Origin of the sequence: Providencia sp. PROV141 (genome assembly GCF_028481645.1) — a bacterium.
Lineage (GTDB): Bacteria > Pseudomonadota > Gammaproteobacteria > Enterobacterales > Enterobacteriaceae > Providencia > Providencia rettgeri.
This window is the reverse complement of record NZ_JAMPPR010000022.1, coordinates 79,614-105,244: the sequence shown is the minus strand read 5'-3', so window position 1 is coordinate 105,244 and position 25,631 is coordinate 79,614. Positions and strand designations below refer to the sequence as shown.

Below are 25,631 nucleotides of genomic sequence, written 5' to 3'. Positions count from 1 at the left end.
CCTTATTATCGGCAAACCGCTGCTGTTTTATATAAACCCATATAATTCGATATGCCCGCTAAGTTATAATTTACTCGGCATTGTTGTTTATCGTTATATTGAATAATAAAGCTGCCGTTTTCAGCTAAACCAGATAAATAAATTTCACCATCATTGCCCACCATATTATTTAACTGTGGGTTGTCATTAAATATGGCCTGAGCACCAAAAGGTACGGGTTTACCATCAGTAAAAGTTAATATCATGATGGCACGATACCCGACATTCGCTGCAAAGTTGGCTTTCACCAGAGCACCGCGACTTGGAGCAACACTTTGGCTGGTTAACTCCATTTCTGTATTTTCAGGTAGTCCTGAGGTATCGATATCAATCACATTTTTGCGATAAGCAGTGACATAAGGTACGAGCGCATAACCTTGGTTGTTTGTTACCACCCCAGCTTGGTTTAGAACGGGAACATCACCCGCGTCAGGGATTTCCACAATAGCAGCGGTTTCGCCTAATTGCTGGCCAAGAACTAGGCCACCAGAGTGAGCTACTAAGCTGCCATTAACACCGTAATAAAGGTTATAGCTGTCTTTGCTATAGCCAGTTCCGCCTGAAACTTCACCATATTGCCCTTTATAAGAGGCATTCATATTACCGCTAGTGCCTTGGTCTCGAGTGGTAAAGCCTTGTTGCATACTCCAATTTAGGCGGTTATTGAGCTGAGAGGCGGAAAGCCCGATACTGCCTGTGCTTGGGCCATCACTGCTGCTGTTACTGTTAAAGTTGTAATAGAAAGTATTATCAAACACGCTAAACGGTACACTGACAGAGAAAGCAAGTTGATGATCATCTTCACTTTTCGTACGACTACCGGAGCTATAGGAGTAACTATTGGTATTTTTGTTATAGATATAATTCAAGCTATAACTGATGCCTTGCCAACTATTGTTGTAACCCACGGTGGCTGATTGTGTTTTACGGTCACTATTCCAGTAGTCCTCATTGATATAACCAACTGAAATTGAACCAAAGTTATCTCCTAAATTTTGACTGAGAGTGATCTCACCGCGATTACGGCGGCGTTCAATTTCAGGGGCGTAATTTGTATTTCTATAGCCGTCAAAGACTTCCGCTAAACTGTAGAAACCTTTAGTGGAATAACGGTAACCTGCCAATGCGATATTAGTACCAATGTCGTTGATATTTTTGTTATAGCGAAAACGGTATGACTGACCTTTTTCCGTAACATCATTACTTAGCGTTGAATTTGCATGAGTAACATCAATAGATAATGCACCAAACCGTCCAAGGTTTTGACCCGTACCGATAGAGTAAGATTGGTAGTGCTCACTGACTTGGCTACCACCATAAGCGGTAATACCATAAGGTAAGCCATAGATTAAGGTAAATTGGCCAAATTTTGTTTTATCAATGCTACTGTCATAAGCGCGGTATTCCCCGCCTGTTACGCTATAAGAAAAATACCCCTCACGCTGTAATACAGGTAATGAGGCGAAAGGAACAATTTGGTATTGCTCGCTCCCGTTGGATTCCTTGATGGTGACATGCAAATCACCACTTCCCCCTGTTGGGTATAAGTCTGTGATTTCAAAAGGACCAGCAGCCACTTCAGTTTGGTAGATAATGTAGCTATTTTGGCGGATCGTTACTTGTGCATTGCTACGCGCTATCCCGCGTACAACGGGTGCATACCCGCGTAAGCTTTCAGGGGACATATCATCATCTGTCGCAAGCTGGGCACCACGAAACGGTACGCTATCAAAAACCATCGAAGGCGAGACACTATCCCCCAAGGTTAACTGACTTTTGATGCTATTAATGCCACGTGATGCATAGGTATAAATGGTGTCCCATTTACCAGATTGGTCAGTATTGCTTGACCATGTGGTGTAATTCCGTAACCGCCAAGCTCCAATATTTAAACCGGGCCTTAAATTTACATAATGGGATGTATTATCTGAGCCATTTTTTTTACGGTCATAATTTTTCGACCCGTTATAGCTGTAATTTAATAACAGCGCATTAATCCCATTATCGATATTAGCTAAGTCAACGTAACCCCTTGGGTTTCTGTCTAATGCGATTTGAGGAATACTTAAATATAAACGTTGAGAATCAAACTCAAAGTTACTGGTGGCATCAGGGATCGCGGCAAGGTTGACACAGTGACTTCCTGCCGTTTGTAATTCAGGGTATTCCGCTGTTTTGATACCAAATTCTTTAATGTCAGCAAGTGATAAACACGGAATTAATTGGTTCTGGCTATTTTTTTCGAATTTAAGATTTTTAGAACCAATTAAATTAGTATTGACATAAATATCAACATAGTAGTTACCTGCTAATTGTTCGTTATTTTCAAACTGCGATAAATCAACTGAGTCTTTATTCGGCAACTCTAAGAAATCTGGGTCAAAATAGACATTTTTTTCTATTTTTTCTTCAGCATATAATGATGCGGTATAGCCTAAATATAATAGTAGGCCTAGAGATATTTTATTTATTTTCATGATAAAGCCCAACTTATTTTATAGTTTTATATTTTCTTTTCGAGTGCTTCTGGCGCTGCGCCATAATCATTAATAACTTCCCATTTAATTGTTCCATTGGTATTTGAGTTATTAATCTCGAAAGTTGCGTTTGAGAAAGGTGCAGCATAAGAAACATCATTAGCTTTTGTTCCGTTAAAGCTGATGCTCTGAAAATTCATAAAATAAGGTGTTGGGTTATTAACCGTAATTTTATTCCCAGATTTAGACCATACTAATTTTTTTTGCTCTTCAATAAAATTGACATCCTTTAAAGCTTTGGGACGATAAATGAGTTTCATCTGTGTTTTAAAGGCAATTTGTAGTGAATTTTCTGTTCTTTCTGTTGCTGGAATCGTTTTTATATTTAGCCAAAATAATGATTCTCTATCATTCGGTAGTTTATTTTCGGTTAAAAATATTCTAAGTGCATTGGTTTTTTCAGCATTAAGCCTAAATAATGGTGGTGTTATAGTGAAATCTGACTGTTTTTTTTCATCTATATTATCTATCCAGGATTGAATTAAATAAGGGATCTTATCTGGGTTTTCTACACTGATACTGACATCTTTGTTTCCCTCATTATAAATAACACGAGTTCCACCAATAATAACGCCTGCGTTTGCAGTATTTATTAGTAGAAATAACGAAATAAAAATATAGATAATAGATCTCATAATACCACCATTGAATGTTATTAGATAAGGTTCAATTCCGTTTAAACCTTATTTGTTACTTAGTTATAATTGATTGTGAAAGTCGCCGTACCGTTGGCTGGACCCGGTGTTACAGAGTCAGTTTTGGCAATATAACGCGCTCTAAAATCTAAATTATTCTCTACATTTTCTTTTAATGGGTATGCTTTAGATGCGGTAAATAGTGGAACGACTTTATTAGTATCGTCAGTAATTTGAATACCTACACCTGTTGCAACTCCGGTCTCTTCTTTTAATTTAATGACTTCATCGTCACCAATATAAGAGTCAGCATCGAATTTAACTGAAGCTGTTGTCACTGTCGCTGGGCAGTTAATTAATTTAATAGTAAATTTAGTTGCAGCAGCAGTGCTTCCCGCTGTTGGTAATGCCTTTTTAGATACTTGGCCTAAGTTTACTTTTAATGCATCAGAGCCTGCAGCTAATTCACATGCTTGGTCAATGATTTCACCGGTAAAGTCGATAGTACCATCTGCGGCTAATGCATTATTAACAGCAAAGATTGAGGTTGCAGCAATTAATGATGCAAGTAAGTTTTTTTTCATTTGTTTTTCTCCAAAAGATAATTATTTATTTTTCATTGAGTAGGTGGAATCACCAATTACTCAATTGGAGAGTATTTTGAAACTATTTTTTAAAATAAACAAGTTTTGTCAAATTTGGTAAAATATAATTAAATTTTAATGTATTTAATTTTTTTAATTAAGTTAACACTGTATGGGAGAGCAATTGAAGCTCTATTTTATCTTAAGGTAAATATATTTTTAGGTGGGATTTTTACTAAAGTGAAATAACGATATAAAACTAAGAATAATTATAAAGTGGGAGATAAGTTTAATTTGTCTCTCATATGGTGATTATTTGGGGTTATAAGACTTTGACACGTCAGACCACATTTGGAGAATATTTAATTTGTACTATCGTAAAACGAAATAATAGTGTAACTATCGAATTTCGCAGGTCTAAAAGTGCTATTTATTTCCTTTTTTGAATAAAGAAAGGGTATTGTCATTCAGAAAATGAATGAAAACAGTTAAGTCATTAATCTCGGCCTTCAGAAAATATTAAATTGCCATTTGAATATTTTCGTTTAAATTCAATTGAGTAGCCTTAATCTTCATTAATTATGCTAAGGCTACATAAGAAACTTCTTATTTATAGATACGTTTAAGCTACAGTGTTCATTGTTATAAAATTCCTATAAACGACATTATTCTTGTATTAATGCTACTTGTATAAATTGAAATTCTGTTCAGGTGATAATAAGCTTTCTGCCTGCAATATCTTTTTTTTATTTTGTTTATTATTCATTGTGTTAATCGGTGTTGGGATAGTAAAATCAACAACTAACTCTTGAATATCAAGTTCTAATATTTGTGAAATAGAATAAAGTGTATCAACATGAATTCGTATTTCCCCGAGTTCATGGCGGGATTGATGCTGTTGGCTGATCCCGAGCAATGTACTGAGCTGCTGAATACTCATGTTTTGGTCTTTTCTGAGTGCGCGGATCCGTGCTCCGACAATTTTAGAGGTGTTTTTTTTCATATTGATAACCAATAATGATTAAGTAAAAGTACTACAAAGAGAATGATTGTTTAATTTCATTACCATTTTTAATTTTTATTTTTTCATATTCATTAAATGAAAAAAAATAGCTAATATTGATATCAAAATAATTGGAGTACTGCTTCAGTCTATCTATCGATATTCGGTTACTGCCTCGTTCATAGCGTAATTGCTGTTGTTCACTAATGCCGATATTTTTAGCAAGGGCAATAAGAGATAGTCCTTTATCTTTACGCAATGATTTTATTTTATGACCAATAACCGCAGAGACAGGGTAATAATTGCTCATTATTCAACCTCTTTAATTTTTATTCTTAACAAGTGTAAAGTGATATTTTTACACTCACGATATATCTATCAGGTATCCTTTCTCTTATCTTGATTTAAATCATAAGCATTCAAACTAGGTTGTTTTATATTGAAAATAATGCATATTAAATATTTTTCGTCACCTTAAAATTTAAATTAATCCAATTACGATGATGTGTTTTAGAATATCAATACCTAACTTTATTAGTGATAAACAAATGTAAAATCAAGGTGGCTATTAAATGAACCACTTGTCATACCTGAGCCATAGCCTGCCATTCTCGCTGATAGCGGAATATCAACTTTGTGGGTTTGTTCATTAATGGGCACCATAATTTTTTCACCATTTTTTATTGTGGTTTTATTTGCATGGTGAGCTAAGTTTAATGCGACATTTTTAGCACTACCGGTGTTGATAAAATAATCCGTTGTGGTTGAATCTGGTGTGCCTTTAATTTCCATAATGGCTTCCTTGGTACCCATAGGGCAATTTTTCAATTTAATTGAGAAATCAACCCACGGTGAAGTTTGTGTATCCCGAATATTCCAAACATTCACTTTTTTCAGGTCAATAACATGATTGATGGTTTCTAATTCGCAGGGCATAACTGCGACATAACCATGTACATTGATATTAATTTGCTGGTCTGCTGCCAATGCGGGGCTGGAAGTAAGACAGAATAACAGCACTATTTTCTTCATGTTATATGCTCCTGTTTATAAATAGGTGATGGTGGCGGTAATATTGGCAGAAATAGAGCCAGCTACGACATTACCTGCCATGCTAACAGCCCGCGTACGCAGTGGAATAGCGATATCAGATTGCCCATTTAAGGGCACTTGTAATATTTTTTGATTGCCTAACGGTGTGGCACCATCACCACTTTGTAATTGCACGGCAATATTTTGAGCAGTACCCAGGTTTTTATATAAGCTAGTCGTATCTGCCGTGTCCGCGGTACCTGCAAATGTCAGTTTGATTTGATTGATAAATGACGAACAGTTATTTAAATGAATATCAAAATTTCTCCAGTCGGATCCTGTCTGCGTGCCATTAAATATATCAATCGGTAAACGTTTTAAGTCAATATCAATATTGTTGCCGCCAGAGATATTACAGGTAGCGGCTTTGATATTGCCTGTGAAATTTAATATGACGTTATCTTCAGCATATGTATAAAAACTAACGATCAAACTATTTATTATCAATAATGAGTTCATTAAATATTTCATTATTTAATCCTATTCATAACGAATATTAACAGTGGCTGAGGCATTCGCACTTCCGGGTGTAATTTTTTCGGCCGTTTTAATATACCGGGCTTTCCATTCAAAAATATAGTCACCTTCAGGAACATTACTTTGTGAAGTATTTTTTGTATTTAGCTTTATGGGGGTATTATTTTTATCTAAGAGTTGAATTGCTACGCCAGTTGCTTTATTTGCACCGGATAAAGCGAGTTTTCCCGTATTTGGATCAATATAGCCGGATGAACTGGTAACGGTAGTTTTAATATTTGTTCCTGGATTACAGGTTAATGTAATTGGAACGTCGATAACGTCACTTGCATCTCCAATATTCGGAAATTGAGTATCTCGCCAGTCACCTAATTCAATATTATAAACGGATTGGTTATTTTTCAGTGAACATTGGAGGACGTTGACTTTAATTTGATCAGTGGGAAAATATAAACTCGCCAAGGTAAAGGTTGTTTTTGGGTAGGGGTTATATACGCGAGCATGACCAATAATACCAGATGATAATGCTCCTGATTGTGTTACCCGCCCCGTTTTTATAAATGTGACTGTCCACATGGGAGTATCAACTCGCATACGACGATGAGTATTATTATGAGGAATATAAAATGGTTCATTGCCATTGTTAAGATAAAATCTGTCGTGCTTTATTTTTACGCCAATTCCGGGGATATTTGTATTGGCAATATAGTTAGCATCAGGTTTCCAACTATTTGCATAAGCGTATTGCCAATTCATATATCCACATGTTCCAGGATTAGTTGTTATTGCGTAAGGACTTCCACTCGCATATCTGTGTTCAAAAACAGACAAGTCACGGACACTGTTATCATCATAAAATAGATTAAATGTGCGTGGAGTCACGGTTGTTATAATATTATTTAATGCAGGATTTTGTACACAGATTGCATTGACATACCCAGTATATAAACATCCCACCGCTAATACAGAGCTGACTATTAATTTTTTCATTATCGATTTCCCTCTTATCGGCATACCGCAGTAGTTTTATATAACCCCATATAATCTGAAACACCGGTTAAGTTATAATTTACTTGGCATTGCTGTTTATCGTTATATTGAATAATAAAACTGCCACTTTCGGCTAAGCCGGATAAATAAATTTCACCGTCATTACCGACCATGCCATTTAATTGGTTGTTATCTTTAAATATGGCCTGCGCACCAAATGGCACGGGCTTCCCATCTGCAAAGTTCAATACCATAATGGTGCGATAACCGACATTGGCAGTAAAACCAGCTTTAACTAATGCCCCACGGCTTGGGGAGACTGACTGGCTGGTGAGTTCCATTTCCGTGTTGTCAGGTAACGCCGAGGTATCAATATCGATGGTATTTTTGCGGTAAGCGGTGACGTACGGCACTAACGCGTAACCTTGTTTATTGGTTACTACACCCGCTTGGTTTAATATGGGAACATTCCCTGCATCAGGCACTTCTACCAGCGCGGAAGTCTCACCCAGTTGTTGCCCTAACACTAACCCGCCCGCGTGGGCGACAAGGCTGCCGTTAGTTCCGTAGTACAGGTTATAGTTATCCTTGCTATAACTTGCGCCCCCGGAAATTTCGCCATATTTACCTTTATAGGTAGAGTTCGCATTACCAGAGCTGCCTTGCCCCTGATCGGCTAAACTTTGTTGCATACTCCAATTTAACTGGTTGTTTAGATGGGAGGCAGAAACACCGATGTTACTTGAGCTAGAGTCACGGCTACTGTGGCTACTGGCAAAGTTAATGTAGGCGGTATCTTCAAATAAACTGAACGGGATATTGACCGAAAAGGTAAATAAGTGGTCTTCATCACTGTATTTTTTCGTTCCAGTACTCTGTGAATAGCTGCTGGTATTCTTGTTATAGGCGTAGTTCAGCCCGTAACTGATCCCTTGCCAGCTATTGTTATAGCCAAGGGTTGCTGACTGTGTTTTGCGGTCACTATTCCAATAATCTTCATTAACATAACCCATTGAAATGGAACCGTAAGTATCCCCTAGGTTTTGGCTGAGAGTGATTTCACCACGATTACGGCGCCGCTCGATTTCAGGGCTGTAGCTGGTATCACGGAAGGTATCAAACACCTCGGATAAGCTATAATACCCTTGGGTTGAATAGCGGTAACCTGCCAAAGCAATATTGGTGCCGATATCATTGAGGTTTTTGTTATAGCGGAAACGGTAAGATTGCCCACGCTCTTTGCTGTCATCACGCATTTTGGCGTGAGATTGGGTAATATCAATAGACAGCGCCCCGAAGCGCCCCAAGTTTTGCCCAGCACCTATCGAATAAGATTGGTATTTTTCACTGAACTGACTCCCTCCGAACATGGTGATGCCATAGGGTAAACCGTATACCAAAGTGAACTGGCCAAATTTGGTTTTATCTACATGGCTATCATAAGAACGATATTCCCCAGCAGTGGTGCTATAAGATAAGTAACCTTCACGTTGTAGCACGGGGAGTGAGGCAAAGGGCACAATTTGCACCTGTTCGCTGCCATTCGACTCTTTTATCGTCACATGCAAGTCACCGCTGCTGCCCGTTGGGTAGAGGTCATTGATTTCAAAGGGGCCTGCTGCCACATCTGTTTGGTAGATGGTGTAACCGTTTTGGCGGATGGTAACTTGCGCATTGCTGCGAGCAATACCACGCACGACGGGCGCATAGCCACGCAGACTTTCAGGGTACATATCATCATCGGTGGCGAGTTGCGCCCCACGAAACGGCACACTGTCAAACACCTCTGACGGCGAAACGCTGTCTCCCAAGGTTAGCTGGCTTTTTATACGGTTGATCCCACGGGAGGCGTAAGTATAAATAGTATCCCATTTATTGGGCTGCCCTGTGCTGTTGGACCACGCGGTATAGTTGCGCAGACGCCATGCCCCAATATTTAAGCCGGGGCGTAAATTGACGTAGTTTGAGGAGGTGTCTTCTCCACCGCTACGATCGGTATTTTTAGAACCGCTATAGCTGTAATTCAGTAATAGGGCGGTAATACCGTTATCGATATCGGCAAGGTCAACATAACCCCTCGGGTTTTTCGCCAGCGCGATTTGCGGAATACTTAGGTATAACCGCTGTGAATCAAATTCAAACTGGCTTGTTGCATCAGGAATGATTGCTAAATTGACGCAGCTTGTTTGGCTATTTTGTAGCTCAGGATAATCTGCAATTTTAATATCGAAGCTTTTTAAATCATCCAAAGTTAAGCAAGGAACCAGTTTATTCTCAGTATTTTTATCAAACTTTAAACTTTTTGCCCCGATTAAGTTGGTATTGACATAAATATCAACGTAATAGTTACCCGCCAATTGTTGGTTATTTTCAAATTGGCTTAAATCGACAGCATCTTTATTAGGCAACTCTAGGAAATCAGGGTCAAAATAGATATTTCCTTGTGCTGTATTATTATCGATGGCATTTTCAGCGTATAAAGGTACCGTATAGCCTAAATAAATAAGTAGGCTAAAGCATATTTTATTTATTCTCATTTTAACAACCTAAATCAATATTGGGCTATATTTTCGCTTCAGCCAGTTCAGATGCGGAGCCGTAATCATTAATGACTTCCCATTTCACCGTGCCATGAGTGGCAGCATCGTTAATTTCAAAAGAAGTGCTGGAAAACGGTGCCGCATAAGAGACATCATTGGCCTTTTTACCGTTAAAGGTAATACTTTGGAAATTCATAAAATACGGTGTCGGGTTTTTTACCGTAATCCTATTGCCTGTTTTTGACCAAATTAATTTCTTTTGCTCTTCAATAAAATCAACATTTTTAATTGCAGAAGGGCGATAAATTAATTTCATTTGTGTTTTAAAGGCAATTTGTAATGAATTTTCCGTGCGCTCTGTTGCTGGGATCGTTTTTATATTCAGCCAAAATAATGATTCTTTATCTGTCGGTAAGGTATTCTCGGTTAAAAATATTCTTAACGCATTGGTTTTATCTGCGTTTAATCTAAATAATGGTGGTGTAATGATAAATGCGGATTGCTTATTTTCATCAATACCATCAATCCATGATTGAATTAAATAGGGGATTTTATCAGGGTTTTCGACACTAATACTGACATCCTTATTTCCCTCATGATAAATAACACGGGTGCCGCCAATAATAACGCCTGCATGGGCTAAATTAATCAATAAAAATGAAGAAATAAAAAAATAAACTAAGCGTTTCATATTAGTACCATTGAATAGAGGAATAAGGTTTAAATCCATTTAAACCCTAAAAGCCAATTAGTTATAATTGATAGTGAAGGTTGCGGTTGAGTTTGCTTGACCAACGCCAACGCTATCAGACATTGCAATATAACGAGCAGTAAAATCTAAATTATTTACTGTCTTTTCTTTTAATGCATACGCACTAGATTCAGTAAATAACGGAACGGTTGTTCCGGTGACGTCCTGAATTTGAATACCAACGTTTTGTGCTGTTGTCGCAGCAGTAGGGTCGGTTAACTGGAGTACACTGCTGTCACCTGCGTAACTGGTGGCATCAAATTTAACCGTTGCGCTAGTCACGGTTTGCGGGCAGTTTTCTAATTTGATGGTAAATTTAGTCGCTGCTGCCGTGCTACCCGTGCTAGGTAATGCCGTTTTAGAGATTTTCCCTAAGTTTACGGTAAATGCATCAGAACCGGTTGCAAGCTCACACGCTTGGTCGGTAATTTCACCCGTAAAGTCGATAGTTCCATCAGCAGCTAATGCATTATTAATCGCAAAAACAGACGATGCCGCAATTAAATAGGCAAAGACATTCTTTTTCATTTATTACTCTCCAAGAGGATGTTTATGTGATGAAATTGAGTTATTAAAAATATTCAATAACTCAACTGGGGGTATTTTGACTTTTATTTTAAAAATAAACAATATGAGAGTAATTTAGGTTTAATGCCCTTATTTTAAGCTATTTTCATATCTTGTATTTGGTATTCACATTATAAGTTGGGAGTTTTTCATGGATGTTTTAAGAAATGTTGTTTTTTTAATTATGGGGTTTTTATTGCTGATCAAAATAAAGATTAAATAGCTAAATTAGTTTTAAGGTGGAGGTTTTTGGTATTATTTCACGCATAATGTGTTTTGATGGAGTTTAATATTGCAGCTGTATTTTAAATATTTCATTTTAAAACAAAAAGCAGTCTAAAATGTATTATGGTAAAAGTATCATCCGAAACTAATCATCATTAATGGTGATTTATTTAACGTTTAAATATCTTTTTTTAATGTGAGTTGGTATGGCGTTTTTGAATGTTAAGATAAGTATAAAATAATAAATTAAGTCATACCTATCTTAATAGGATAATCAACTTCTGTGGTTATTCAATTCCTAGCTCTTTTAATTTACGGGTTAGGGTATTTCTTCCCCAGCCTAATAAACGGGCAGCTTCTTGCTTATGGCCATTGGTGTATTTCAACGCGCAATTTAACATTGTACGCTCGAGTAAGGGAATGGTCTGTGCAAAGAGGTCTTCTTTACCCTCTATTAATGCGTTATCGGTCCACTCTTCCAGTAATTCAAACCACTGAGTAGCAGAATTAGCAGTGTGTGATGATAAAGATTGTGTTTGTATAGCATCGGTTTGCGATGATTTTACCACTGCATTTTGTTGTGGGTGCTCTTCAAGCAAATCATCGGGCAAATCTTGCGGTAAAATTTCTTGGCTTGCCGCCATCACAGTTAGCCAACGGCAGACATTCTCCAATTGGCGAACGTTACCTGACCAATAATAGCGCTGAAGAATTTTTTCGCTGTCGGGGTGAAGAACCTTAGCCTCGACACCGAGTTCTTTTGCCGTATTTTGTAAAAAATAATCGGCGAGACGCGGGATATCCTCAATGCGTTCACGTAATGGCGGTAATTGTACTCGAATGACATTTAATCGATGAAATAAGTCTTCGCGAAATAAACCTTCTTTAACCCGTTTTTCGAGGTCTTGGTGAGTTGCGGCAATAATCCGCACATCCACATTGACTGGGGTATAACCGCCAATACGATAGAATTGGCCTTCCGCCAGAACACGTAACAAGCGAGTTTGGACATCAAGGGGCATATCGCCGATTTCATCTAAAAATAAGGAGCCATGGTTAGCTTGTTCGAATCGGCCTTGGCGTACTTGGCTCGCGCCGGTGAAAGCGCCTTTTTCGTGACCAAATAGCTCAGATTCAATTAAATCTTTGGGAATGGCGGCCATATTTAATGCAATAAAAGGAGCATCAGCACGGGGGCTATGCTGATGTAACGCGTGGGCAACCAGCTCTTTTCCTGTTCCTGATTCACCATTAATCAGCACACTAATTGATGAGCGTGATAAACGGCCAATAATGCGATAAACCTCTTGCATCGCTGGTGCTTCACCGATCATTGTCGAAGAAACAACGGGGGTGGCTGGCTTAGCCTCACGGCCTGCATGGTTTTGTTCACGGCTATGATTTAGAGCGCGCTCAACTAAGGCAACGGTTTCATCAATATCGAAAGGTTTTGGTAAGTAATCAAAAGCCCCTGATTGGTAGGCATTCACGGCAGCATCAAGGTCGGAGTGCGCTGTCATGATGATAATTGGTAAAAGGGGGTGAGATTGTTTAATGGTATTTAGTAGCTCAATACCATTTTTGCCTGGCATACGGATATCTGATAACAGCACATCAGGGAGTGAATTTTCTAATGCGGTGAGTACTGCATCCGCACTGTCGAAGCAGGTACAAGCAAAGTTAGCATTATTTAATGCGCGCTCAAGTACCCAACGGATGGAACTATCATCATCAACCACCCAAATTTTTCCCTGCGTCATGGTTATCTCCTATTTCTTAATTGGTAGATAAATGGAAAACTCAGTGTGACCCGGCCAACTGGTAAATTCGATTTTTCCTGCGTGTTGGTCAACTAAACTGCGAGCAATCGATAGGCCAAGCCCTGTGCCATCAGGCCGCCCACTGACCATGGGATAAAACAATGTATCCTGAATTGCTAACGGAATACCGGGGCCGTTATCTTCAATATCAATACGTGCAGCTAAACGATAGCGCTCACCTTGCAGTGTGACTTGAAAAGCGGTCCGGGTACGCAAAGTGATATAACCCCCCGTTTCGGCGAGGGCTTGTAAGGCATTTCGGGTGATATTCAGGAGTACTTGCTCTATTTGGTCTGGGTAATACTCTAATTCAGGCAAACTTGGGTCGTAATCACGAATTAGTGTCACATTATTGGGTTTTTCTAATGACACTAACCGCGTTACGTTTTCCATAATATGATGAATACTTTGCTGCGTTTTCGGCCCCGGATATTGTGGCCCAAGTAGCCTATCAACCAGTGCTCGCAGGCGGTCGGCCTGTTCGATAATCACTTGAGTATATTCATTTAATTGTGGGTCAGGTAGCGCTTTAGAGAGCAATTGCGCAGCGCCTCGCAAACCCCCGAGTGGGTTTTTAATTTCGTGAGCAAGCCCACGGATCAGTTCACGGGCAGCGAGCTGCTGGGCATTTTGTGCGAGTTCTTGGCTCAAACGTCGCTGGCTATCTAATTGTGAAAGCTCAACTAAAATAAATTGTTCTGAAAAAGGCTGAGCGCTGCACGACATCACATGAGAATGGTTGTTAAACACGAAAGTGACTTCATTTTCGGTAAAGCTATGGCCTTCTTTTAGGCTATTGAGCATCAGTTCATCATTGAGTGAACAGTAGCTAAATAACAGTGGCAGAGGTGTCCCGTATAGCTTGCGCTGGCTTTGGGTTAAGATCTGGAGTGCAGCATGGTTGGCGTAATGGATAACCAAGTCGTAATCCAAAATTAGCACGCTATTAATGAGAGAGTCGAGAATATGTTCCGGTGCTGGCAAGTGTTCGGTTTTCATGTAATGTTGCTCCTGCACTATTTTGGTGCATTATACCTGATAGACCAAACAACCGATATTTGATTTTGTTGCGTAAGTACCTTAGAGATAAAAGGCCCCATCGAAAGATGGGGCAAGTGCTTCACGGCAACAAAGACTAACAGTGGAACGGCGTGTTACACACTGTAGTACATTTCAAATTCGAGAGGGTGTGGCGCCATACGAACACGTTGGATGTCGGCACGGGTTAATTCAATGTACGCATCGATAGCATCATTAGTGAATACACCACCACGGGTTAAGAATTCACGGTCTTTATCTAATTCGGCCAACGCTTCATCTAAAGAACCTGAAACGGTTGGAATTTCTTTGGCTTCTTCCGGTGGTAGGTCGTATAAGTTTTTGTCCATCGCATCGCCAGGGTGGATTTTATTGATGATGCCATCAAGACCCGCCATTAACTGGGCTGCGAATGCCAAATATGGGTTAGCTGCAGGGTCTGGGAAGCGAACTTCAATACGGCGTGCTTTCGTACTCGCAACCACTGGAATACGAATCGAAGCAGAGCGGTTACGTGCAGAGTATGCCAACATGACTGGCGCTTCAAAGCCCGGAACTAAACGTTTGTATGAGTTAGTGGTTGGGTTAGTGAATGCGTTCAGCGCACGAGCATGCTTAATAATACCGCCGATGTAGTACAGCGCCATTTCTGATAAACCGCCGTATTTGTCACCAGCGAACAGGTTAACACCGCCTTTAGATAAAGACATATGGCAGTGCATACCAGAACCATTATCACCCACTAAAGGTTTTGGCATAAAGGTCGCTGTTTTGCCGTATGCATGGGCAACATTGTGAACGACATATTTATAAATCTGGGTTTCATCCGCTTTTTTGGTCATGGTATTAAAGCGGGTAGCCACTTCGTTTTGGCCTGCGGTCGCTACTTCATGGTGGTGAGCTTCAACAACTAAGCCCATCTCTTCCATTGTGGTACACATGGCTGAACGCAAGTCTTGCGATGAATCAACCGGTGGAACTGGAAAATAACCGCCTTTTACACCGGGGCGATGGCCTTTATTGCCACCTTCGTATTTGGTTCCTGTATTCCATGCTGCTTCGATATCATCAATGTGGTAGTAGCTACCATGCATGTTGTTGCCAAAACGAATGTCATCAAAAACGAAAAATTCAGGTTCTGGTCCAAACAGGACGATATCGGCAATCCCGCTAGAGCGCAGGAAATCTTCTGCACGTTTTGAAATTGAACGTGGGTCTCTGTCATAACCTTGCATTGTGCCCGGTTCTAAAATATCGCAGCGTATAATCAACGTGATATCGGCAAAGAACGGGTCTAACATCGCGGTAGAAGCGTCAGGCATTAATACCATGTCTGACTCATTGATGCCTTTCCAGCCACCAATAGATGAACCATCAAACATCTGGCCTTCTTCAAAGAAGTCTTCGTCAACTTGATGAGCAGGGATAGTGATGTGTTGCTCTTTACCTTTAGTGTCGGTAAAACGCAGATCAATAAATCTAACATTGTGCTCTTTAATTAACGATAAAACATGTTCAGCGGACATCTCGGCTCTCCTGGTCGGGTCTAATCAACAAATCACAAGCTATTTTTGAGGGTGTGTCTGTTGTTTGTCTGGCGTGCTAGTCATATAAAAGTGGTTAGTACGCGCTCTATAAATAGATAAGCGAAAAGCGTGCCAACTTTTTAATTATAGCAAATACTGATTGTTACGTGAGGACGAGGGATTTTCATCATGCTGTATTTGTCGAAATGCACTATATTGGTGCATTAAATGACTGTTTTGCACTGATCTAGTGCATTTGCGAGTGTAGCTCAAATAAAAAAGCCAACATTGCGCCCTGTTAAAGCATAAGGTTGGCCGGATAAAAAAGAAATGAGGTGGTTTAATGCCAGACAGCTACATTAATCTTCATCGCTATTGGTTAATAACGTATTCACTTCTTCGATTTGTTTTACTGCATCATTGATGATGGAGGCAATTTGGCGCGTCTGCTCTTCGTTTAGTTGTTTTAAAACCATTTTGTGACGTAATAAAGCTTTAAAACGACTGACTGCCATTTCAATGTCTTCGGCTAAATTACTGCCTTGTTGCATATCACGCGCTTTTGCCAGTTTGCGAGCAATAACTGCTTCAATTTCTTTATTTTGAGCTAGATGGGCAGAGCCTTCAGACGTAATCGTAAAACTTTTGCGATTGCGCTCAACAATCTGAGACTCTAAGAAGCCTTGTTCTTCTAACAGTGTTAGAGTGGGATAAATAACACCTGGGCTAGGCACATACAAGCCATTTGAGGCTTCTTGAATATCTTTGATAATTTCGTAGCCATAGCTTGGTTTTTTAGCGACTAACGAAAGTACCATAATATGAAGATCGCCATGATCAAATAAACGACGTAGGCCTTTGCCTCTTCCACGGCCTCTTTGGCGGTCATCACCATGTCCACGGCCATGACGGCCTTCGCCGTGGCAGCGTTCACCGTGTCCGTGACCATGGCGGCCTTCGCTGTGGCAGCGTTCACCGTGTCCGTGACCATGGCGGTCATCACCATAATAGTCATCGCCGTGGCTGCAATGTTCGTGACTATGACGGCCTTCATTGTGGCAACATCCACCGCGATGGCCATGTTGATTTTCATCATGGCGTGCATAATATACATGACGACAAGATTTAATTAGCATATAGTTACTCCTTAGTTTGTAACTTTAGATATATCGAATTTTTTTCTGGTTTTACTATATTTAGATATATCTAATTAGTCAATTTAGATATATCTAAATAACGTAAAAAGATATTTAAACTGGCAGTTAAGAAAGAAAGTCTATTTTTTGTTCTTTTTTTGGGCTGCTAATATTAAGTTTTTAGCGTATTATTCTGTCACTTCGTGGTTTCGCAGAGATGATGCTCATTATTTTGTGAGGGAATCTGGCACTGTTACGCAACTGAATGTTTTTTCGCTAAAAACTTTTTATACAGTGATGGGTTTCACATTTATTCCACTTGTGCGGAAAAACGTGTAAAATAACAGCAAATTAACGTAGAAAGTATGCTTTGGGTGTGAATAACAGCTCAGTAAGCATATTCCTTTCCTGTCAATTAAACGGTAAAAATCCTTGTCAATTCAAAATTTAAGAAACATCGCCATCATCGCTCACGTTGACCATGGCAAGACCACACTGGTTGGTAAATTATTGCAGCAATCAGGCACGTTCGGTGAACGTGAAACTGTTGATGAGCGTGTTATGGACTCCAATGACTTGGAGAAAGAGCGTGGTATTACTATCCTTGCTAAAAATACCGCTATCCAATGGAATGGTTATCATATCAATATCGTAGACACCCCAGGTCACGCCGATTTCGGTGGTGAGGTTGAGCGCGTTATGTCTATGGTTGACTGTGTACTGCTGGTTGTTGATGCGATGGATGGCCCAATGCCACAAACTCGCTTCGTAACGCAAAAAGCGTTCGACCACGGTTTACGCCCTATTGTTGTTATCAATAAAGTTGACCGCCCAGGCGCACGTCCTGATTGGGTTGTTGACCAAGTATTCGACTTATTCGTGAACTTAGGTGCAACGGATGAGCAACTCGATTTCCCTATCGTTTATGCATCTGCATTAAACGGTATTGCTGGTCTTGACCACGAAAATATGGCTGAAGACATGACTCCACTGTACGAAGCTATCGTGGAACACGTTGCGCCTCCAGCCGTTGACGTTGACGGTCCATTCCAAATGCAAGTTTCGCAATTGGATTACAACAGCTATTTAGGTGTTATCGGTATCGGTCGTATCAAGCGCGGTGTTGTTAAGCCTAACCAACAAGTAACGGTTATCGATAGCGAAGGTAAAACTCGTAACGGTAAAATTGGTAAGGTTCTGACTCACTTAGGTTTAGAGCGTATTGACTCACAACAAGCGGAAGCGGGTGACATTGTTGCTCTGACCGGTTTGGGTGAACTGAATATCTCTGACACCATTTGCCAAGTCGGTAGCGTTGAAGCACTGCCTGCGTTAGCCGTTGATGAGCCAACTGTTAGCATGTTCTACTGTGTTAACACCTCACCATTCTGCGGTAAAGAAGGTAAATTCGTCACTTCACGTCAAATCCTTGACCGCTTGAATAAAGAACTGGTCCACAACGTTGCACTGCGTGTTGAAGAAACTCAAGATCCAGACGCATTCCGCGTTTCTGGTCGTGGTGAGCTTCACTTATCTGTTCTGATTGAAAATATGCGTCGTGAAGGTTTCGAATTAGCGGTATCTCGTCCAAAAGTTATCATTCGTGAAATCGATGGTCGTAAACAAGAGCCATTCGAGCAAGTGACGTTAGACGTTGAAGAACAGCACCAAGGCGACATCATGAAAGCGTTAGGTGAGCGTAAAGGTGATCTGCGTGACATGATGCCAGACGGTAAAGGCCGTGTACGTCTTGATTACGTCATTCCAAGCCGTGGTCTGATTGGCTTCCGTACTGAGTTCATGACAATGACATCAGGTACGGGTTTACTGTACTCAACGTTCAGCCATTACGATGATGTTCGCCCAGGCGAAATCGGTGGCCGTCAAAACGGTGTTCTGATCTCTAACGGACAAGGTAAAGCGGTTGCTTACGCACTGTACAGCCTGCAAGACCGTGGTAAGCTGTTCTTGGGTCACGGTGCTGAAGTGTATGAAGGCCAAATCATTGGTATTCACTCACGTTCTAACGACTTAACTGTTAACTGCTTAACCGGTAAAAAACTGACCAACATGCGTGCGTCAGGTACTGATGAAGCAACGACTCTGTCACCACCAATCAAAATGACTCTGGAACAAGCACTTGAGTTCATTGATGATGACGAATTAGTTGAAGTGACTCCGCAGTCTATTCGTCTGCGTAAACGTCACCTGACTGAGAACGACCGCCGTCGCGCAAGCCGTTCTAAAGAAGACTAATTTTTAGATAAATTAGACAGTGAAAAGGCGCCTATAAGGCGCCTTTTTTTATGGGTTAAGTTGTGGGTAAACCCCTGGACCAATCGGCAGCCCAGCAAAGTACCAACCAACAAGCAATAGCATCCAAACAATAAAAAATACAATGGGATATGGTAATATTAGGGTGTAATAAGTTCCTAGTTGAGCATTTTTGTAATAGCGCTGTAAAAAGCCTAAGAATAGAGGTAGGAAAGGAGACATAGGCGCTAAGGGTAATACGGCCGAGTCTGCGATACGAAAGACGATTTGTGCAAAGGCAGGGTGAAAACCCAGTAACACAAACATCGGTACAAATATGGGGGCAAGAATCGACCAAATTGCCGAGCCACTGGCGATAAACATACACAAAAATGCCGATAAGAACATTAAACCGATAAAGGCAGGAACTCCTGTCATTCCAAGGTTTTCAAGCAAATCGGTTAAGCCAATTGCCATAAATTTTCCCATGTTACTCCAGTTAAAGAACGCCACAAACTGAGACAATGGGAAAACCATCACAATGAAGCCTGCCATGCTCTTCATTGGGTCAACTAATAAGTCTGGGATATCATTTGGCTTTTTGATTTGTTTGGTTGATACACCATAGGTAATGGAAACGACGAAAAAGAAAATAATAATGACAGGAACGATACCCTTGATAAACGGCGAAGGGATTACGGTATCCGTCACCGGATCACGCAGTGGTGCACCTTCTGGGGCAACCATGAGCGCAACTAAACCGATAAAGATTAATGCAGACAAGCCACTCATCAATAACCCACGGTTTTGAATTGGTGTCAATTCTTCGAGTCGGTCATGTGACGTGCCTTCCCATACGGGTAAGCGGGGTTCTATAAATTTGTCTGTCAGTAGCGCACCTGCAATGGTCAACACGATCACGGATGTTGCCATAAAGTACCAGTTATCGATAACGCTGACATGTAGATTTGGGTCAATCATTGCGGCGGCTTCTGTACTGATCCCCGATAACAGCACATCAGTAGTAACAATCAATAAATTGGCGGTGAAACCAGATGCGACCCCTGCGATTGCCGCGAGTAGGCCAGCAACAGGATGGCGGCCTACAGCAATAAAAATCAGAGCACCTAATGGTGGCATAACAACCAGTGCAGCATCTGAAGAAATATGGCTGAAAAATGCGATAAACAGCACCATATAGCTGGCGTAACGCTTATTTATTCCTGAGGCCATTTTGTACATTAAGGCTTGGAGTAAACCGACTTTTTCGGCTAAACCTGCACCGATAACTAACGCAAGAATGGCACCAAGTGGGGCAAAGCTACTAAAATTTCTAACGATATTAGGTAAAATCCATTGCAATCCTTCCACGCTTAATAAGTTTTTGACGCTGACCATCTCATCATTGGCGGGGTTTTTAACGGATAAATCAAACCAAGATAATACTGCCGTCGCAATCATCAGAACGGCGATTAAATAAACAAATAAAATAAATGGATTTGGGATTTTGTTTCCCACGCGTTCTATCCAGCGAAAAATTGCCCCGGGGCTTTTGTGCACAGTTGTTGAGTCGCTCATAGGATATCCTTGTGTCTATCTTCATTGTTATTGTTATGACTTATGGGCGGGTAACCCCCGCCAGTATTAAGTAACTACTTATTTTAATTTTGAAGGCTTAATATCTTTGGGAATAGGACACTGATAAGGGGTAATTTGTCTTTGCTGCGTAAACTCAGCTTTTGCTTGTGCTAATAAATCGGGCTTCAAGAACAACTCAAGGGCACTAGAGGCCATGATTTTGCCTGCAAGTAACATCCCTTTGTGCGCAATTGAAGTACGCCCCTGTGCGACTAATTGCCAAGTATGCAGTGCGGTTCCAAAGGCAAAGCATGGGCTAAAACATTGAACAGTAGGGGCAACCCAGCTGACATCACCTACGTCTGTAGATCCATACATCAATTCTTTCGACTCAACGTAGGGTAGAACTTCATCGGTGAGGGATTTATTGCCTTGTCTCTCGCTCCAGCGTTCTCCTTCTTCACCGCCGCTACGTGCTGCATTCAGTTTTGCATTGCGGATATCGTCTTTGGTTAGTGTGTTATGGATTTGCTGAGCAAATTGGCGCTCTTCCTTGGAATATTCAGGAATACCAAATGTCGTAATATGGTTGAACATGGCATGTTCTAATGTGCGATTTGGAACATAATTTGAGCAGGCTTTATCGAGACGGACTTCTAGTTGCGTTCCTGTCATGAGCGCTGCGCCTTCCGCTATCTTAATGACGCGTTGGTAAATGTCTTGCGCTTGGTCGAGTTGTGGTGCTCGTACAAGGTAAAGTGCTTCAGCATCTGCTTGGACGACATTGGGCGAAGCGCCACCAGTGTTGGTTACCGCGTAGTGAACTCGAGCCTCTTGAATAATATGCTCTCGTAAAAACTGTACACCGACATTCATTAATGTAACCGCATCTAAAGCACTACGCCCTAAGTGAGGTGAATTAGCTGCGTGCGATGCAATCCCTTTAAAGCGAAATGCGGTTTGAATATTAGCGAGGGATTGTACATTGAATACACCACTGAAAGATTCAGGGTGCCATGTAATCGCTGCATCAATATCATCGAATAAACCTTCCCTAACCATAAATGTCTTACCAGAACCCCCTTCTTCCCCAGGGCAGCCATAGAAACGTACAGTTCCTGATAATTTATTGTTTTCTAACCATGCTTTAACCGTAAAGGCTGCCGATAACGCTGCCGTACCTAATAAGTTATGTCCACATCCGTGGCCATTTCCATTTTCAATAAGTGGGTTAGGCTCACAACAAGCCGAATGCTGGCTTAACCCGGCAAGGGCATCAAATTCACCAAGTAACGCAATCACTGGAGAGCCGGAACCGTAGCTGGCAATAAAAGCAGTTTCAATATTGCCAACACCTCTTTCGACGTGAAAACCTTCTTGCTCTAAGGAATCAGCGAGTAGGTTGGCGGAATAGGTTTCTTCAAATCGCGTTTCTGGGTGATCCCAAATATCATCACTGAGTTTGGTGAATTGTTGACGGTGCTTTTCAATATAATCACTAATAAAGGCGGTAAACTGATTATCCATTTTGCTCTCCGAATTCAGGTAAATGAAAGGCAATTGTGGACAGTGTTTTGACCGCAGTTGTCATGACATCTTCATTAAAATCAAAGCGTTCATTATGGTGTCCGGCACTGAGTTCAGTACCAAAAATCATGTAAGTTGCTTGGCCGCCAAGCGTTTTAACTCGCTCCATAAAGTAGGTCGCATCCTCAGAACCAGCGGCTTGTGCACGGTCTTTGACGACTGAGGTGAATTCAGGCAGGTACTCTTTTGCTAAGTGACAAATAAAATCAACCCATTGCGGGCTGGGATGGCTACTTTGTGCAGCTCCCATTAATTGGATATCTACAGACACGTCTTGCATTTGAGCTGCACCTTTAACGATATCTAACGCTTTTTTGTAGACAAACTCATTGATCTCATTCGTTTCGCCTCGGGTCTCAACCTTTAATAGCGCATGATCAGGGATAACATTACGACCAATACCGGCTTTTAAAACCCCGACATTGACTCTAGAACTACCTTCGCTATGGCGAGGTATTCCATACAAACCTAAAGTAGCATGTGTCGCGGCAAGTAAGGCATTCTTCCCATCTTCTGGTTTTGCCCCCGAATGTGCAGCAACTCCTTGGTAAACCACATCAAATTTAGTGGTGGCTAAAAAGTTTTTACTACCACAAACAACTTCACCTTTAGGGACCCCCGTTCCAATATGAATAGCCACAAAGAAATCAACATCATCAACAACCCCTGCCTCCATCATAGATTTGGCTCCACGGGTGCCTTCTTCGGCAGGTTGGAAAATCACTTTGATACGACCAGAAAGACGTGATTCATATTGTTTGAGAACATGTGCGAGACCTAACCCAATAGCGGTATGACCATCATGGCCACAGGCGTGCATCATGTGTTGGTTACAAGATGCAAAACCTTCATTATGCGGGCGGTGTTGGCACGTATGTTCTTCATTTAAATCAAGGGCGTCCATATCGACACGGAATGCCAGCGTTGGGCCCGGGCGACCGGTATCTAGCGTAGCGACGATACCTGTAAACCCGCCAGAGAAATGAGGAAGCCACTGAGTAAGAGCTCCTTGTTTAATTGCTCTCTCTTCCTGTTCTGCTAATTTTGATTGTGCAGGAAGACCCATTCGAGCGTCAGCCTTGATCACTTCTTGCCCGAGTTGTAATTGATAACCGAGCTGGCTGAGTTCTTCTGCTACCAAGGTTGCGGTACGGAATTCAAACCAGCCAGATTCCGCATATTGGTGAAAATCACGTCGCCATGCCTGCAACTGTTTGGCCATCTCATTGATAGTGTTATCTAAATCAGTATCCATTTTTTATCTCTTTTAGTTATCGCAAGAAAAATAAATTCTGTTATTTTGAATGATGAGAAAGTTATGTTTATTGAAATAAAATTTTGTTTAATATTTCAAAACAACCTTATTTGAACGTTAATTTTATTTTTATATTTAAAAATTCTTTTAATGTTCCAAATGTTAATTATTTGTTTCTTTGTTATCTGACTCTACACAATCAAATTAGGATAAAAAAGATACGATTATCTTTAGCTATATAACTAAAAGTTATCGGGGTATGGGCATGGCTCCACCAATAAAATTGAATCAGCTCAGAGCATTTGTTGAGGTTAGCCGGCATGGTAGTATTCGTGCTGCAAGCCGCTTTTTACAGTTATCACAACCTGCATTAACTAAATCGATTCGCGAATTAGAAAGTATTTTGGGGGCAAAATTATTTATTCGAAGCAATCAGGGGATTTATTTAACAGAGTGTGGCGAAGGCTTTTTACGTCGAGCCAGTTTAATTCTTGAAGAACTCCGTGCAGGGCAAGAAGAAATTTTACAACGCATTGGTTTGATTGGCGGAACAGTAAGTATTGGGGTGGCGGGGAGCATAGCTCGTTCATTGATGCCAAAAGTCGTAACGCAGTTTCATCGTGACTACCCAAATATCAAATTACGCATTATGGAAGGTCAATTATTAACCATGTTGACACAGTTGCGGCAGGGGGAACTCGACTTCACGATCAACACTTATTACCCAGGCAGCTTAGATGCAGAGTTCAGTTTTGAACAATTAATGCAAAAAGAGTACAAGGTCATTATGCGCAAAGGCCATCCTTTGTGCCATGCCAAGTCATTGAGTGAACTCGCTGATTGCGATTGGACAATGCCAACGCCGAGAGGAACCTACTATAAGCAACTTGCTGATGTTTTTTCGATGATGGAACGGCCCATGGTGTTTAGCGTAACTTGTGAGACGCTAATTGGTTGTTTAAGTTTAGTTGCCCAAAGTGATTTTCTTACCATAGTTTCTGTGGATACGATTGATGAGCCCTTATTCGATCAACGATATATCGCATTGGATTTAAAAGAAAAGCTGCCTTATGCCACGTTTGCATTAGTACAACGCAGAGATGCGACATTAACACCTGCAGGAGAACATTTGGCTCGGTTATTTCGTATTTATTGTCGTAATAATGAGAATGCTATTTAGCATGATAAATCATAATATGATTACCTTTTATCATGGAATTGTTGATTATGGCTGTTTCCTTTGTCATTTGCTCAATCGATTAATTGACAAAATAACGTGAATTATCACTAATTAGGGCTGTTCAGTTGCCCGAATAATGATTAAAGTAAATTTAGTGAATAACAATGAGGAAAATTTATGCTGTATATCTTCGATATGGGTAATGTGATTATTGATATCGACTTTAATCGTGTATTTGATAAATGGTCTGAACTCAGTGGTACACCAAGTGAAGAAATCAAATCACGTTTTACTTTTGGTAATATCTTTCAATTACATGAGTGTGGAAAAATTTCAGACATCGAGTTTGCTGAGCTGCTTTGTGAAGAAATGGACATTACACTGAGCTTTGAAGACTTTGCTGAAGGCTGGCACGCTATTTTTATTTCGTTACGACCGGAAGTCATTGATATTATGGAACGCCTACGTGAACAAGGGCACCGAGTGGTCGTTTTATCGAATACTAATCGTCTACATCTCGACTATTGGCCAGCACACTACCCAGAAATTGCAGCTTCCTCCGACTTCTTATATCTGTCCCAAGACTTAGGCATGCGTAAGCCTGATCCTGAAATTTACAAATATGTACTGCAATCCGAAGAGTTTGATGCCGCAGATGCTATTTTCTTTGATGATGTCGAAGAAAATGTAAAAGCCGCAGAAGCCCTTGGTATTCGTAGTATTCATGTTGTGAATAAAGATACCATCCCTGAATATTTCCGCACTTACGATTTTAGTGCAGAAGTTGAATAATATCCTGATTTTATAGTGGGGCAACG

The 25,631-nt window shown here is 40.6% G+C and carries 21 protein-coding genes; 3 read left to right on the top strand and 18 right to left on the bottom strand.

The annotated features are described in order from the left end of the window. Positions 1-5: 5 nt before the first annotated feature. The 15 genes from PSF09_RS15260 to PSF09_RS15190 all read right to left on the bottom strand — a co-directional run bounded on the left by PSF09_RS15260 (position 6) and on the right by PSF09_RS15190 (position 16,960). Complete coding sequence (locus tag PSF09_RS15260; protein ID WP_272684101.1) at positions 6-2,516, bottom strand: fimbria/pilus outer membrane usher protein; 2,511 nt, start codon at positions 2,514-2,516, stop codon at positions 6-8. A 26-nt stretch (positions 2,517-2,542) separates the two neighbouring features. After that, positions 2,543-3,211 carry a fimbrial biogenesis chaperone gene (locus tag PSF09_RS15255; protein ID WP_272666068.1) on the bottom strand — a complete coding sequence of 223 codons (669 nt, stop codon included), beginning with the start codon at positions 3,209-3,211 and terminating at the stop codon, positions 2,543-2,545. A 59-nt stretch (positions 3,212-3,270) separates the two neighbouring features. Next, positions 3,271-3,795 (bottom strand): fimbrial protein, encoded by a 525-nt coding sequence (locus PSF09_RS15250; RefSeq protein ID WP_109912401.1) that lies wholly within the window; start codon positions 3,793-3,795, stop codon positions 3,271-3,273. Positions 3,796-4,477: 682 nt separating this feature from the next. Next, positions 4,478-4,798, bottom strand: a complete 321-nt coding sequence (locus PSF09_RS15245) for a helix-turn-helix domain-containing protein (RefSeq protein ID WP_272684100.1) — start codon at positions 4,796-4,798, stop codon at positions 4,478-4,480. Between the two features lie 31 nt (positions 4,799-4,829). Beyond that, entirely contained in the window at positions 4,830-5,108 is a 279-nt protein-coding gene (locus tag PSF09_RS15240) for a helix-turn-helix domain-containing protein (RefSeq protein ID WP_272666063.1), read from the bottom strand. Between the two features lie 224 nt (positions 5,109-5,332). Beyond that, positions 5,333-5,830, bottom strand: a complete 498-nt coding sequence (locus PSF09_RS15235) for a fimbrial protein (RefSeq protein WP_272684099.1) — start codon at positions 5,828-5,830, stop codon at positions 5,333-5,335. A gap of 15 nt (positions 5,831-5,845) precedes the next feature. Continuing rightward, positions 5,846-6,361 carry a fimbrial protein gene (locus PSF09_RS15230; RefSeq protein ID WP_272684098.1) on the bottom strand — a complete coding sequence of 172 codons (516 nt, stop codon included), beginning with the start codon at positions 6,359-6,361 and terminating at the stop codon, positions 5,846-5,848. 9 nt (positions 6,362-6,370) lie between these two features. After that, positions 6,371-7,357, bottom strand: a complete 987-nt coding sequence (locus PSF09_RS15225; RefSeq protein ID WP_272684097.1) for a fimbrial protein — start codon at positions 7,355-7,357, stop codon at positions 6,371-6,373. A gap of 14 nt (positions 7,358-7,371) precedes the next feature. Next, on the bottom strand, positions 7,372-9,894 hold the full coding sequence (locus tag PSF09_RS15220; RefSeq protein WP_272684096.1) for a fimbria/pilus outer membrane usher protein: 2,523 nt from the start codon (positions 9,892-9,894) through the stop codon (positions 7,372-7,374). A 25-nt stretch (positions 9,895-9,919) separates the two neighbouring features. After that, positions 9,920-10,588 carry a fimbrial biogenesis chaperone gene (locus PSF09_RS15215; protein ID WP_272666055.1) on the bottom strand — a complete coding sequence of 223 codons (669 nt, stop codon included), beginning with the start codon at positions 10,586-10,588 and terminating at the stop codon, positions 9,920-9,922. 57 nt (positions 10,589-10,645) lie between these two features. Further along, positions 10,646-11,176: a fimbrial protein gene (locus PSF09_RS15210; protein WP_272666053.1), complete on the bottom strand. Its 531-nt coding sequence runs from the start codon at positions 11,174-11,176 to the stop codon at positions 10,646-10,648. A 551-nt stretch (positions 11,177-11,727) separates the two neighbouring features. Next, a complete protein-coding gene (gene glnG, locus PSF09_RS15205; protein ID WP_272684095.1) occupies positions 11,728-13,200 on the bottom strand; it encodes a nitrogen regulation protein NR(I) in 1,473 nt (490 codons plus the stop codon). A 9-nt stretch (positions 13,201-13,209) separates the two neighbouring features. Next, positions 13,210-14,259: a nitrogen regulation protein NR(II) gene (gene glnL, locus PSF09_RS15200; protein ID WP_272666049.1), complete on the bottom strand. Its 1,050-nt coding sequence runs from the start codon at positions 14,257-14,259 to the stop codon at positions 13,210-13,212. Between the two features lie 155 nt (positions 14,260-14,414). Then, positions 14,415-15,824: a glutamate--ammonia ligase gene (glnA, locus tag PSF09_RS15195; protein ID WP_210839998.1), complete on the bottom strand. Its 1,410-nt coding sequence runs from the start codon at positions 15,822-15,824 to the stop codon at positions 14,415-14,417. Between the two features lie 359 nt (positions 15,825-16,183). Next, the gene (locus tag PSF09_RS15190; protein WP_272684094.1) at positions 16,184-16,960 is read right to left on the bottom strand and encodes a PadR family transcriptional regulator; all 777 of its coding nucleotides are present in this window, start codon (positions 16,958-16,960) and stop codon (positions 16,184-16,186) included. 432 nt (positions 16,961-17,392) lie between these two features. Between PSF09_RS15190 and typA the strand changes: the two genes are divergently transcribed. Beyond that, on the top strand, positions 17,393-19,216 hold the full coding sequence (typA, locus tag PSF09_RS15185; protein ID WP_210837931.1) for a ribosome-dependent GTPase TypA: 1,824 nt from the start codon (positions 17,393-17,395) through the stop codon (positions 19,214-19,216). A gap of 48 nt (positions 19,217-19,264) precedes the next feature. Here typA and abgT read toward each other — a convergent pair whose 3' ends face one another. The 3 genes from abgT to PSF09_RS15170 all read right to left on the bottom strand — a co-directional run bounded on the left by abgT (position 19,265) and on the right by PSF09_RS15170 (position 23,633). Beyond that, entirely contained in the window at positions 19,265-20,791 is a 1,527-nt protein-coding gene (gene abgT, locus PSF09_RS15180; protein WP_272666045.1) for a p-aminobenzoyl-glutamate transporter, read from the bottom strand. 78 nt (positions 20,792-20,869) lie between these two features. Next, entirely contained in the window at positions 20,870-22,318 is a 1,449-nt protein-coding gene (locus PSF09_RS15175) for a M20 family metallopeptidase (RefSeq protein ID WP_272666044.1), read from the bottom strand. Next, entirely contained in the window at positions 22,311-23,633 is a 1,323-nt protein-coding gene (locus tag PSF09_RS15170; protein WP_210837937.1) for a M20 family metallo-hydrolase, read from the bottom strand. Before PSF09_RS15170 ends, PSF09_RS15175 begins: the two co-directional genes overlap by 8 nt. A 265-nt stretch (positions 23,634-23,898) precedes the next feature. Here PSF09_RS15170 and PSF09_RS15165 point away from each other — a divergent pair, with 265 nt between their 5' ends. Both PSF09_RS15165 and yihX read left to right on the top strand, forming a co-directional pair. Further along, positions 23,899-24,813, top strand: a complete 915-nt coding sequence (locus PSF09_RS15165; protein WP_272666043.1) for a LysR family transcriptional regulator — start codon at positions 23,899-23,901, stop codon at positions 24,811-24,813. 177 nt (positions 24,814-24,990) lie between these two features. Further along, entirely contained in the window at positions 24,991-25,605 is a 615-nt protein-coding gene (yihX, locus tag PSF09_RS15160; RefSeq protein ID WP_210837940.1) for a glucose-1-phosphatase, read from the top strand. Positions 25,606-25,631: the final 26 nt, after the last annotated feature.